Source organism: Pseudomonadota bacterium, from assembly GCA_026390555.1.
Taxonomy (GTDB): domain Bacteria; phylum Bdellovibrionota_C; class UBA2361; order UBA2361; family OMII01; genus OMII01.
This window is the reverse complement of the sequence record JAPLFS010000035.1, coordinates 90,870-103,694: the sequence shown is the minus strand read 5'-3', so window position 1 is coordinate 103,694 and position 12,825 is coordinate 90,870. Positions and strand designations below refer to the sequence as shown.

The window sequence follows — 12,825 nt, the reverse complement described above, 5'->3', positions numbered from 1 at the left end:
TATTACTTCGTCCCATAGATGCGATCAAGCATACAAACTTTATCGAGAGCGGTGTTAGTTGCTTGACCCGCGAGATAGCCGCTGCAGCGGAGTTTCCCGTAGCCAGCATCGGATCAACCACCACCACATCGCGCTGTGAGATCTCTGGCGGCATTTTAAAGTAGTATTCAACGGGGGTTAGGGTTGCAGGATCGCGGTAGATTCCGATATGACCCACCCGTGCTGATGGAATAAGCTCAAGCATTGCATCCAGGATGCCGTTGCCTGCGCGTAGGATCGACACGAGCGTAATCTTTTTTCCATCTATAATCGGAGATTGCATCTCAGTAACGGGGGTCTTAATAGAGGTAGGGGGGCTAACTGGTTCTTTTAACCGAGTAAATTATCTTCTTTCTCCAGGCATATCTTGTGTTATAATTGATGTTATAACAAAAGGGCGTATGACTAAATTAAAGATTCGATCAGTTGGAAATTCCTTTGGAGTAATTCTTCCTGCAGAATTACTTGAGAAACTACGCTGCGGCGAGGGTGATGAACTTTTTGTAACAGACTCACCTAATGGCGTTGAGCTCTCTCCGTACAATCCGGAGCTTGAAAAGCAGCTTGATATCGCAGAAGAGATAATGCGAGAGAATCGAGACGTGCTGCGGAGACTCGCTAAATAGATGACGCCGAAAGAGCCAACGTGGGTGCGGCTTGATGCTGTCCTCGCTATTCACCGAAGGCAACTCTCAGAGCACGGCGGACTAGACGGTATTCGCGATCAAGGAATGCTTGAGTCGGCGCTAGGGAGGCCCACAAATAAATACAGTTACGAGTCACCGAAGCCATCTCTGGCACAACTCGCTGCTGCATATGCCTTCGGCATTGCAAAGAATCATCCCTTCATCGACGGAAATAAGCGCACCGCGTTTGTAGTGTGCGAGCTTTTTCTCCGCCTTAATAAACAAGGCCTCGAAGCGTCGGCAGAGGGAAAATATATCATATTCCTTAGCTTGGCAGATGGAACTCTTTCGGAAGAAGCGCTTGCTCAGTGGATAGCAGAACATTTAATTAGTCGAATTTGATCAGCTGGAGATATGATCCTATTCCTTAAAATGCTCGTTGCTCAGTGCGGCTCGGCCTTAATCGCCTGCGCTGTTGCAATTCCTGCTGGATGTATCACTTATGGCCTAGCGTGCCTGATATTACGATCACCTGAGCTCTCTGAGAGCTTGGCGCTTATACGGAGATTATCTTCGAGAGCGTAGCCCCTATTACTTCGTCCCATAGATGCGATCACCAGCATCCCCAAGACCTGGAACGATATAGCCGTGCTCGTTTAGTTTTTCATCTATAGCCGCTGTAAATATCGGCACATCTGGATGCTCATTCTGGAGCAGCTCCAACCCCTCAGGTGAGGCGATCAAACATACAAACTTTATCGAGAGCGGTGTTAGTTGCTTGACCCGCGAGATAGCCGCCGCAGCGGAGTTTCCCGTAGCCAGCATCGGATCCACCACCACCACATCACGCTGTGAGATCTCTGGCGGCATCTTAAAGTAGTATTCAACGGGGGTTAGGGTCGCAGGATCGCGGTAGATTCCAATATGACCCACCCGTGCTGATGGAATAAGCTCAAGCATTGCATCCAGGATGCCGTTGCCTGCGCGTAGGATTGAGACAAGTGTAATCTTTTTTCCATCTATAATAGGAGATTGCATCTCAGTAACGGGGGTCTTAATTGTAATATTTAAAAGAGGAAGATCGCGCGTTACCTCATACGCTAGAAGCATACTGACCTCGCGCAAAAGACGCCTAAAGTCTGCACAGCAGGTATCCTCCATACGCATCAGGGTCAGTTTATGTTGAACCAATGGGTGGCTAATAACTGTTACATTTTTTTGGATCATGGGTAATTCGCTCTCTTAAAATACAGTACCATCACTCTCTATCATTAGGGGTGCTGCTGCGTTAGGCCGCCTCTCCGCCGCGAACTTACGACCTACGCTCCATGTGCCCCCCTGTAGCACCTTTGCTAACGGCAGCCCCTCTGTACTCTCCCCTAGCTCTATTCTAAGGCGCGCTGCAACCTGATCAAGGAGCACCACCGTTAAGGCACGCCACTCAATAATAAGTTCAGAGCTAGGGCTATGTCTCTGCTCAGAAACATCAGGATTCTTTAGCTTAAGCACTCCACCGTCGATAAAGAGTCCCCCGTTACGATACTCTGCCAGTCCAGTCAGTTGATCAAGGTGCGTTACGCACACCCCCGCCTCCTGCAACGGCTCTAGAAGCGAATAGGTAAGCCACTGCGAGAGTTTATGCAGGGGTATTAGGTGATCGCTCTCTCCAGCACCCTGCACCTTACTATGTCGCCACACATCACCTAAATTATGACCAGAGAGGCTTATGCGACCGGGCCAGATTGAAGCAAAGGTATTAAGTATAAAAGTTAGCAGAGCTTCACCGTGAACGGTGCCATCGCTAGATACCTGCGCCGTGATGGCCTCAAGCATTCCCCCCACTCTCCCAGGAGCTCCACAGAATGCCGATGGTTGAGCGAGCACAACCTCCCCTAGCTTATTAAGCAGCGCGCAGCGCCCCGCTAACCCCAATAATGGATTGCTCTCCGATACCTGAAAAAGATCCGCCAGCCGTTCTGGTGTTAGCGCTATCAGAGCCTCGCCACTAACAGTACATGGGGTAGCGCCAAAGAGCCCTGCTACGAAGCCATCTAAGGACGCAACTGCTAGCCCCTCCGAACGTGCGAAATTTACGCCACTGGATGGCTCACGGTATGACCAACTATCCCCCGCTCCGGCATCAAGGAGCACACTCACTACCGCCAGTTCAAGCTTAGCGCGCGCCCGTTCAATCGTAGATAACGGAGCGAGTCTGAGATCGAGCAACACCTCACGATCGATACCTCCAACTGAGAAGTGCCTCCAACGGCTATGGTACGGCACATCGCCCTCTGGATAGTTTCTCTCTAATTCACTACGCACAGCAGTTACAATACCACCAAGCCGCTCCTCTCTGAGTTTGAAGTGCTCGAGTTTATCGGCTCTGGCTAGGTCGTAGATCTGCCCGCAGCGCTCGCGAATAGCTAGCGCACTTCTAAGATAGGCAACAACGTCTGGAATAGAGCTAGTTTCGATCATCCTATTCCTCTAGCTTTCGCCCCCGTGTTTTACTGAGCTCCTCTTGGCTTGGAGGGGCCTGTTCAGAGAAGTATCCAGCTGCTCGCTTAGCATCCATCTCAACTCGCGCGTCCTCTGGAATTCGATCATCTGGGATAGAGATGCGTTTAATGACCTCTATCCCTGAGCGAATAATGGCATTGTACTTTAGATCGCTCATCGATACGAGCCTATCGATCCGCTTGACCCCCATCCAGTGCAAAACATCGGGCATTAACTCCTGAAAGCGCATATCCTGAACCCCTGCAATGCACTCGGTACGTTGAAAGTACATCTCCGCTCGATCTCCCCCCTCCTGGCGTTTCCTAGCATTATAAACCAGAAACTTTGTGACCTCTCCCAGCGCTCGTCCCTCTTTGCGGTTATAAACGATTAAACCACAACCTCCTCGCTGCGCGGTTTTTATGCACTCTTCAATCCCGTGCACCAGGTACGGTCGGCAGGTGCAGATATCGGAACCAAATACATCAGATCCGTTACACTCATCGTGAATACGAACCGTAAGTTCCTTAGAGAGATCGGGGATAGTTGCCAGATCTCCGAAGATGTATACGGTTTGGCCCCCGATCGGTGGAAGTAAAACGTGCAGATCGGAGCGAGTTATAAGCTCTGGGAACATGCCACCTGTGTGCTCAAAGAGTCCGCGACGCAGATCGCTCTCGCTGATATCGAAGCGCGCTGCGATAGCAGGTAGGTACCAAACAGGCTCAATTGCGGCTTTTGTTACTCGACAATTACCACCCACACTCACTATCTCACCATCAATTGAGATCTCGCCTGCCAATACCGCATTAACAACCTCTGGCATAGCGATATGCGCGTGGGTGACCGCTATCGTTGGCTGAATATTATATCCCTGCTTAATATAGCTCTCAAAATAATCGCCTATATTAGCTCCCCACGGATCCATTGAGACGATACGAGCGGGATCGTACCAACTATCGAAGGGTCCAATCTTTACCGTTGGTGCTGTATTTGTAAGATCCGGAATATGAAGCGGATCAAGGGCACCCGATGCAACCGCAACGGCTCGATAAATGGAGTAGGCCCCAGAGTGCGTTCCGATACAGTTCCTATGTGTTGCATCGGTCAATGTGCCGACAACAGGCCCACGCTGAATAGAATTAGCCGCGCCCCATCTGATAGGCAAGCTATGCGTAGCATGCTTGGATGGATGCGAGGTTAAAACGATCGGCTTGACTGCTCTCTTTTTTGAATCCATTACCTTTCTCAGTTATGCCGTTATGACATCCAGTTTTTATCGGCCTGTAGTGCCCACTTCGCTGTTATCTTTTTTCTGTTAGACCACAGATCTACTCCACCCCAGCCGGTGATATCACCTGCCCCGAATTTTGATTCCTTTGTGCCCCCAAAGGAAAACGGCTCGCGGGGCACCGGTACACCAACATTAATTCCAATCATGCCGGAGCTAGCCCGATCGGCCACATATCTGGCTACCGCGCCGTTACTGGTAAAGATCGAAAGAGCGTTACCGTATGGGCTACGGTGCTCAAGCTCCAGGGCCTGATCAATGGTATCAACCCGCACTATTGTAAGTACTGGACCAAAGAGCTCAACACAGGCGCTCTCCATAGTAGACTTAGCGTTATCAAGGATCGTTGGCCCAAGCCAATTGCCCCCCTCATAGCCGAGTGGCGCAGAGAACGACCTGCCATCCACCCTAAGGGTTGCGCCCTCCTGCACGGCCCGCTCTATGGCAGCGCGCAATCTTTTATTAGCCGTCTGGTCGATCAGCGCCCCCATATCACGACCGAGTTGCATTGCAGCGACTCGCTCTATAACCTGTTCGATAATCTGATTAACCTTCCCTACGACAACCAGAACGCTGGCAGCCATACAGCGCTGTCCGGCGCAGCCGGTAAAGGATGCCACCACACCCTCTAGCGTAATGGCTGGGTCGGCATCAGGAGCAACTATAAGGTGGTTCTTTGCGCCGCCAAGACAGAGCGCTCGCTTGCCGTGCGCCGTTGCTAATCCATACACGGTGCGTGCAATATCAGAGGAGCCAACGAACCCAAGTGCGGCAACATCGGGGTGTTTCGCTAAAGCCTCTACTATCTCCGCTCCTCCATGTAGTACTGAGAAGATGCCCTTAGGAAATCCTGCCTCAATGATAAGCTCTCCTAATAAGCATGGAGTGAAGGGCACCTTATCCGAGGGCTTGAGGATAAAGGCGTTTCCGAGCGCTAGTGCGATCGTAATCATCCACATCGGGACCATTACGGGGAAATTAAAGGGAGTAATACCAACGGTTACTCCAATTGGCTCTCGACGATACTCGCACGTTACTCCACGGCTCACCTCAATTGCGCTACCTACGTCGCTATTCTGCAAGCTGAGTGCAAAATCGAGTACCTCTATCGCTTTAAGAACCTCTGCACGCCCCTCACTAACGAGCTTACCCGCTTCGCGCGCAGCACTGTGCGCTAGCTGCTCTAGATCTCGTTGGAGCAACTCCCTAAAGCGCAGCAAGGTAACACTCCTCTCCTTAATGGGCACACTGCGCCACTGCTGAGATGCGCTTGAGGCCCCCTGCACAGCGCTCTTAACATCCTTGCTGCTTGCGACATGAAGAGTGCCGAGTAGCTGCCCGTTATAGGGGCTGAAAAGTTGGCGAGGCGTAGCGCTGCCCTGCGACCACTCACCCACTATTAGGTTGCGAGCAACGAGGGGCTTTGTGGGCCATTCAACTAGTTTTGTGGTTGGAATCTCTGACATGTCTTCTCTATAGGTTAGATGCTCATAGTAGGTATTCAGTATGCTCGCTGGCGCAGACACTAGTCTCTATAATACGCTGTTTGTTTAGCTCGTAGTTAAGCTTCTACAAATTTCAATTCTATGCTTTATTTCATCCATAGTTTCCAGATGTTAGCATTTAAGCAACAACCTATACCGTGAGATCTACACTATGCAGCCCTCAAACAGACTAAGTCTGGACTATAACGCGCTAGCTGCAGGCTTTAAGCAGCACCGTGCTCCAATCATCGATCTGCACTCACACATTCATGGCGCAGCGGCAACGCGCATCTATTCTGAGGTTGCATTGCGCTATGGTATCGGAACAACCTACTCGATGACGATGTTAGAATCGATTCCAACCGTACGAGAGATCCTCGGTGATCGTATTAACTTTATCGCCGTGCCGGATTTTTCAAATAAAGATCGCCTTTCTGCAATGGGTGGTGACTATCCAGCTCGGATCAGGTCCTATAAAGATCATGGTGCCAAAATTGCGAAGTTCTGGAGCGCCCCGCGCATATATGAAGCATCGAGTGAGCCGTTTGCCTCTAATCCATTACGCTTAAACTCTCCACTCCGAATGGAGGGCATGCAGGCTGCGCAGGACCTAGGCATGGTGTGCATGGCACACGTAGGAGATCCAGATACATGGTTCAGTACGAAGTATCGGGATAGCTTGCGTTACGGTACCAAGCTGGAGCAATACGAACTTTTTGAGGAGGTGTTGGAGCGCTTTCAATCTCCCTGGATTGCGGCGCACATGGGGGGCTATCCTGAGGACCTTGAATTTCTTTCAAGACTTCTTGCGCGGCATAATAATCTATACCTCGATTGCAGCGCCACTAAATGGATAGTGCGGGAGCTTAGTAAACACGAACCAGAAACAATACGCGCATTTTTTATGCGCTGGAGGGGCAGGATCCTCTTTGGCTCCGATATAGTGACCTCGGATGCCCACGTTACAGCGGAACAGAGTGCGGGGGAGATGGACGCCAAAGCTTCTAGCTCTGTGGAGGCGTACGACCTCTATGCATCGCGCTACTGGGTGTTGCGCACCCTGCTAGAGACAAACTATTGCGGTGAATCTCCGATAGCCGATCCGGACCTACACCTAGTAGACCCAGTGCGCTATACCCCACTAGATGCGCCGACACTGCGGGGCTTTAATCTACCTGAGGAGGATCTAGAGATCCTCTACTGGGGTGCCGCACAACGGTTGCTGAAATAATTAAAGAGCGCTGTAACTAGTCAGCATAGATTAACGGCGATCGCACATGTAGATACTCTGTACTAACTCTTCAGGGGACGGCAGATCGAATTAATTGTAAACTTCGCCGTAATCTCAATAGCTTGAATCGCGACATTAAACTACGTGACCAGTTACCGTTCTTTTTAAGCGCCCTGCCTCGCAAGTGCCAGCATAACCTCTAAAAGCCCTCCGTTCGCCCCCTTGGCGTGTGGAGATACCACCTATATAGGTTTTTGAAATGTCCCCCTCTTCTCTTCGTCTCGCTGTGGCGCTAGCTAGAATCCCACACCTCGGGCGCTCACTTTTTCTTTTCCCCCTGATCCTGAGTTTGGGGATCGTAATCTCTCAACTTCTTTTGACCGGACTCCTCGTCAGAATGACGACGATTAGTTCATCCGTCCAGGCAAAAAATGTGGAGATTCAAACAGATCACAGCCCGGTACGGTGGCTTCTCTATGGATCCAATGCTCGACGACCAGAGCTGCGGGTATGTAGGTGGAGCGACAATAAGGATAGCTCTGACGAGGCACCCCCGGCTGGATGTAACCCAGACAGGCTCGATGTTGCTATACAGGTTTCAGATCCCAAAAACTTTGACGCAAGCACCTACCAGAGGATCTTTAATGGTCACATCGATCGGCTACATATTTGCAAAACGTGTCGCCCTGATGTCACTATTAAACCCGCAGGCGCAGGACTCACAAAATCTACCGCACACAGCGTATTTGGACTGGCTATTCTCTCGCTGCCCTATACAACCATGAGATCGGTTCTCGCAGGGTTGAGCTGCTGCGAGTAGTAGAGGATATCCGCTCTATCCTTGGAGAGATCTCGATGTCGATACCAGAGATATCAAACACTATCGGAATCAGCGCTCTAAAAAGCACCCTTCCAATTACGCTCAACGTTGCATTACTCGTTATGACAGCATTATGGCTTGCACTTCGAGCACATCGCAAAGTTCTAGATTACTTTTCTCGCAACGATGTGCTCCTCCCTCTCGCAGCAGCCTGTGGCAAGGAGCGCTTCTATTCTGCAATATGGATACTCACTATCTTTAGGGTGGGGGCATTTCTTGCGGCATCGATCCCCATCATGTATTACGGCTTATCTGATATCCTCACCACCTACGTTGATTCCCCTACTAATATAACCCCACTAGATTTTATTATTTGGCTCTTCGCCCTCTCCTCAACCCTCGCTGTTTCGACGATAATCGCCTCCATCTCTGAGTTGCAACACAGGCACGCACTACTTAGTGTGTGTTACCGTTTTGTTCCGATCGTTATAGCTCTGACAGGTGCAGTGGCCTGGAGCTTCTCATTCATACTCCCCTATCAATCCGCCGGAATACTACGCCTTATATTGTCAGCTATACCGGTTGTAGGTATGGCTCCGATTCTGGCCGCACCGGTCACAAATCTCCCCTATTTTCCGATGTTGCTGCACGGAGTGCTCGCCCTCCTTACCATGATACTGCTCCTTCGTCGCAATGCGCGTTGGTTTGCCGCTCACCTTGAGGAGGTTTAGCTATGTCACTCGTCTCACTTTCTGCCACCAATCTCTCTGTTCGGTATTCTGAGCTCCCAGCTCTAGAGATAAAAGAGCTTTCATTAAAAGGCAGCGTCATAGCGCTCCTGGGCCACAACGGGGCTGGAAAATCCACCCTAATTAAAACCCTGCTCGGGCTTCTTGAGCCCGCTACCGGAAAGATCTCAATCACAAACGGGCGCGGAGAGCTTCTACGCGCAGATCAACATATGGCGTTCTGCCCAGAAAACGGCGCTGTATTCGCAGATATAAAGGTCGAGCGTTACCTAGAGCTATGGTGTCGAATTAAGCACAATAACGGTAGCTATTATCGAAAAGAGGGCTCTCGTTACGTCGAAAGGCTGGGGTTACCTGAACTCCTTCTTAAGAAGGGGCGGGAGCTCTCAAAGGGGCAACGCAGACGGGTACAGACAGCTCTTGGATTCATGAGCGACCCAGAGATCTTTCTCTTCGATGAACCCTTTGATGGACTCGATGTGCAACGTACAAACGACCTTATGGAGATAGTAGAGGAGGAGAAAACTCAGCGTGCTTTTCTAATCTCCTCTCATCGCATGGATGTTATAGAACGTATCTCAGACGTAGTTATCGTACTTCAACACGGCAGGATTGCTTGCGCTGGCTCAGTCCTGCATGTCTGTCAAACATTAGCCGATCAGAACATACCTGACTCTCAGATCTCTCTAACCGACGCCATGCGCGCACATCTGCGCAAGATCCGCTTAGAAGAGGGCCTGAAAGAGAGCGTTCGATCGTAACTGCTCGATTAGGCGCTCTTAAAAGCTTTAACTTCCCCTAACGAATGAGGTATAATTTAGTTCTGGATTGCACGCTATGACGCTCTCAATAATAACCAACGCCTCCTCTTTTGATGACGCGATTCTACCGCCAGGGGAGCCCCGTCACCTCGGCACCCCCGATCTAAACGATCCTGCCGTATTTTATGACTATCCAGGCAAGGCTCGGGGCTGTCTACACGCTGCCCAGGAGCTGCAGGGGCTGATTGCCCCGCAAGATTTCATGCCGATTATTAGGTCGGAACGAACAGCTGAGATTGCAGCTCTATTAAAGGCTCACTCCGCAGAATATCTAGTGGCGCTAGAGAGCGCTTCGCAACAGGCTCAAGACAAGTCGTTACCGAATTCCCCAGCCTTCGTGCATCTCGGACTTGAGGCCGCTATAAGTGCGGGTACATTCTCGGCGGCGTTAAAAGCAGTCGGGGCAAGCTACAGCGCTATCGACGCCGCTATGTTACGCCCTGAAGACACCGCCTTTGCCCTAGTCTGGCCCCCCGGCCACCATGCAGAGCGGGGACAGGCGATGGGATTTTGCTACCTATCGAATGCCGCTCTTGCAGCTCTGTACGCAAGAGATCACTCGGTACAATTAAACTCTAATAGAAACAACCGGGTCGCTGTAATTGACATCGATCACCACCGTGGTAACGGAACAGCCTCAGTTTTAGCAGGTGAGCCCGATACCCTCTTTATCGATCTGCTCTACCGCTCGCCATATGATCATAACCGTAAGCGCTATACCGATGGGGTATATAACGAAGCTCTCGATCGTTTCTCTAAAGGAACAAAGGAGTATCCATATACCCACGAGGACGTTGAGCAACACCTTACTGCGCATCAGATAACGAGCGCGCCTAATATCGTTTCGCTTGAATTTGAGGGGGTTCAAAACCCAGAAACGATCCTTGAACGGTTCCTAACCGATGCACTACCAAAGCTACGGGAGTTTCAACCTGATGTTATACTATGGTCCGTTGGTCTCGACTCCGCTCTCGGAGATCCACTGGGTGGACTAGGTAATCTGCCGAGCTCATTCTATACAATGATTAGAGGAGTTCGGATTGCTTTTCCAGCAGCCCGACACGTCGGTGTGCTTGAGGGGGGATACGATAAAGACCGCTGGTCAAGCTGTCTAAAACCAACCCTACTCGGATTTCACGACGAGGCCAACGGTCCGGCAAATAGAAGCTCACTATTTAAGCGCTACCGAGCCCGCTTTATAGAGAATCCAACCTAGCTTGTTTTGGTAGATACGCTATTTCCAGATTATTACTTATTAATGCAGTGATTAAAGTAGCGTTTGTCTGCTATCGTAATCTTCATGGAACGTCGCAACTACCGCTACTACGATCTGATAATGGCCACATTTGTCACAGTGCTAGTCTGTTCCAGCGTGATAGGGGCTTCGAAAGTGACAACCATCTGGGGATTTACTTTCACTGGCGGCATTCTATTTTTCCCGATTAGCTATGTATTTGGAGACATTCTTACAGAGGTCTACGGGTATGCGAGGGCACGCAGAGTAGTTTGGGCGGGATTTGGCGGACTTGCCTTTGCCTCTCTCATGGCTTGGTTTATTGTCGCGCTTCCACCCGCAATTGGATACCAGAACCAGTCAGCCATTGAAGCTATATTTGGTGCTACTCCGCGAATTGCTGGAGCCTCATTGGTTGCATTCTGTTGTGGCGAATTCTGCAACTCATATGTGCTCGCGCGTATGAAAGTTTTTACCAAGGGAAGGTTCCTATGGCTTCGTACTATTGGTTCAACAATTATTGGAGAAATGATTGATTCGATGATCTTCTATCCAATCGCATTCTATGGAATTTGGGATAACTCGTTAATCCTCAAAGTTATGTTGACTAATTATACACTTAAGGTTCTCTGGGAGGTTGTTAATACACCAATTACTTATCAGATCGTTAAATTTCTCAAGAGGGTCGAGAAAGAGGACTATTACGATAGTGATACTAACTTTACACCCTTCTCGCTGGAAAGTTAATCGCTACTATCAGAGAACATAACTACTATCGATAGATACAGTCAGCGAGGTGGCATCCTATCTTGAAAAGTTTTGTTCTCTTACCGTAAATCGATATCTTTCCTGACTGATTCAAATGCCTCAATCCCGAACAGGATATCTTCGTGAGAGTGCGCAGCCGATAACTGGGTACGAATTCGCGCTTTGCCAAGAGGCACAACCGGAAATGAGAAGCCGATAACATAGACCCCTTTTTGGAGCATTGCATCGGCAAATCGAGTTGCTTGTCCAGCGTCTCCTATCATAAGTGGTGCGATTGGATGAGTACCTGGCAAAATACTAAACCCGCGTTTAGTCATCTCCTTTCGAAACAACGCTGTATTACTTTCGAGTTTGTCACGCAAAGCCGTCGATTCAGCCAACAATTCTAGTACGCGGATCGATGCTCCGGCAATCGATGGAGCTAGTGTATTTGAGAAAAGGTATGGCCGAGATCTCTGCCTTAGGAGTGAGATAATCTCTTTACGGCCACTGGTATATCCGCCGCTTGCTCCTCCTAATGCTTTTCCAAGGGTTCCGCTAATTATATCGATGCGCCCCATAACTCCATGGTGTTCATGCGTTCCACGCCCAGTTTTACCCATGAATCCTACCGCATGCGAATCGTCAACCATAACCAATGCACCGAACTTTTCCGCGAGGTCACAGATTGCCGGAAGATTAGCGATGTATCCATCCATCGAGAAAACTCCATCGGTAGCAATTAGTATAGTTCGAGAACCGGCAGCCCTAGCTTCTTCAAGCTTTGCCGACAGATCTTCCATATCATTATTGCGGTAACGATATCGATTTGCCTTGCACAAGCGGATACCGTCTATAATGCTGGCGTGATTAAGTTCATCAGAAATAACTGCGTCTTCAGCAGCAAGAATTGTTTCAAACAAACCGCTATTTGCGTCAAAACAAGAGCCGTAAAGAATAGTCTCTTCAGTCCCTAAAAATGCACTGAGCTTAGCCTCTAATTGCAGATGTAGTTCCTGCGTTCCACAAATGAAACGTACCGACGCTAATCCATATCCCCAGCGATCAAGCGCTTGATGGGCTGCTTTAATTACTTCGGGGTGTTCGGCAAGACCTAGATAATTATTTGCGCACATATTCAAAACTTCAGAGCCGTTGTGAAGTCTAATATGTGCCCGTTGTGGAGTGGCGATTGTTCTTTCTCTCTTGAATGTGCCCGCGGTCTCAATATCTTCAAGCTGCCGTAGATAATGTGCTCGAGTTTTTTCATTCATGACAAATCCT

General features: G+C 49.7%; 13 protein-coding genes and 1 pseudogene. 8 read left to right on the top strand and 6 right to left on the bottom strand.

Annotation, left to right across the window (positions count from 1 at the left end; translation table 11 throughout):
• Window positions 1-19 precede the first annotated feature (19 nt).
• Window positions 20-343: pseudogene (gene upp, locus NTV65_05295) on the bottom strand (uracil phosphoribosyltransferase).
• 97 nt (window positions 344-440) lie between these two features.
• On the opposite strand from upp (NTV65_05295), the gene NTV65_05290 reads away from it, so the two are divergent.
• Window positions 441-665, top strand: a complete 225-nt coding sequence (locus NTV65_05290; protein MCX6114618.1) for an AbrB/MazE/SpoVT family DNA-binding domain-containing protein — start codon at window positions 441-443, stop codon at window positions 663-665.
• A complete protein-coding gene (locus NTV65_05285; protein MCX6114617.1) occupies window positions 666-1,067 on the top strand; it encodes a type II toxin-antitoxin system death-on-curing family toxin in 402 nt (133 codons plus the stop codon). It begins immediately after the preceding gene.
• A 189-nt stretch (window positions 1,068-1,256) separates the two neighbouring features.
• Here the strand turns inward: NTV65_05285 and upp (NTV65_05280) are convergent, their stop codons facing one another.
• Genes upp (NTV65_05280) through NTV65_05265 form a run of 4 tightly spaced genes read right to left on the bottom strand, consistent with a single transcriptional unit; the run spans window position 1,257 to window position 5,921 of the window.
• Entirely contained in the window at window positions 1,257-1,892 is a 636-nt protein-coding gene (gene upp / locus NTV65_05280) for a uracil phosphoribosyltransferase (GenBank protein MCX6114616.1), read from the bottom strand.
• A gap of 15 nt (window positions 1,893-1,907) precedes the next feature.
• Window positions 1,908-3,143: a URC4/urg3 family protein gene (locus NTV65_05275; protein ID MCX6114615.1), complete on the bottom strand. Its 1,236-nt coding sequence runs from the start codon at window positions 3,141-3,143 to the stop codon at window positions 1,908-1,910.
• A 1-nt stretch (window position 3,144) separates the two neighbouring features.
• Window positions 3,145-4,404, bottom strand: coding sequence for a GTP cyclohydrolase II (locus NTV65_05270; protein ID MCX6114614.1), 1,260 nt, complete (start codon window positions 4,402-4,404; stop codon window positions 3,145-3,147).
• Window positions 4,405-4,424: 20 nt separating this feature from the next.
• Window positions 4,425-5,921 carry an aldehyde dehydrogenase family protein gene (locus NTV65_05265; protein MCX6114613.1) on the bottom strand — a complete coding sequence of 499 codons (1,497 nt, stop codon included), beginning with the start codon at window positions 5,919-5,921 and terminating at the stop codon, window positions 4,425-4,427.
• Window positions 5,922-6,111: 190 nt separating this feature from the next.
• Between NTV65_05265 and NTV65_05260 the strand changes: the two genes are divergently transcribed.
• The 6 genes from NTV65_05260 (at window position 6,112) to NTV65_05235 (ending at window position 11,541) form a co-directional block, all read left to right on the top strand.
• Window positions 6,112-7,170, top strand: a complete 1,059-nt coding sequence (locus tag NTV65_05260) for an amidohydrolase family protein (GenBank protein ID MCX6114612.1) — start codon at window positions 6,112-6,114, stop codon at window positions 7,168-7,170.
• Between the two features lie 259 nt (window positions 7,171-7,429).
• Window positions 7,430-7,990 (top strand): hypothetical protein, encoded by a 561-nt coding sequence (locus NTV65_05255; GenBank protein ID MCX6114611.1) that lies wholly within the window; start codon window positions 7,430-7,432, stop codon window positions 7,988-7,990.
• A 35-nt stretch (window positions 7,991-8,025) separates the two neighbouring features.
• Entirely contained in the window at window positions 8,026-8,721 is a 696-nt protein-coding gene (locus tag NTV65_05250; protein ID MCX6114610.1) for a hypothetical protein, read from the top strand.
• Between the two features lie 2 nt (window positions 8,722-8,723).
• Complete coding sequence (locus NTV65_05245) at window positions 8,724-9,500, top strand: ABC transporter ATP-binding protein (protein ID MCX6114609.1); 777 nt, start codon at window positions 8,724-8,726, stop codon at window positions 9,498-9,500.
• Between the two features lie 76 nt (window positions 9,501-9,576).
• A complete protein-coding gene (locus NTV65_05240) occupies window positions 9,577-10,776 on the top strand; it encodes a hypothetical protein (protein MCX6114608.1) in 1,200 nt (399 codons plus the stop codon).
• Between the two features lie 84 nt (window positions 10,777-10,860).
• The gene (locus tag NTV65_05235; GenBank protein MCX6114607.1) at window positions 10,861-11,541 is read left to right on the top strand and encodes a queuosine precursor transporter; all 681 of its coding nucleotides are present in this window, start codon (window positions 10,861-10,863) and stop codon (window positions 11,539-11,541) included.
• 80 nt (window positions 11,542-11,621) lie between these two features.
• On the opposite strand, the gene NTV65_05230 is transcribed toward NTV65_05235, so the two are convergent.
• A complete protein-coding gene (locus NTV65_05230; GenBank protein ID MCX6114606.1) occupies window positions 11,622-12,815 on the bottom strand; it encodes a glycine C-acetyltransferase in 1,194 nt (397 codons plus the stop codon).
• Window positions 12,816-12,825: the final 10 nt, after the last annotated feature.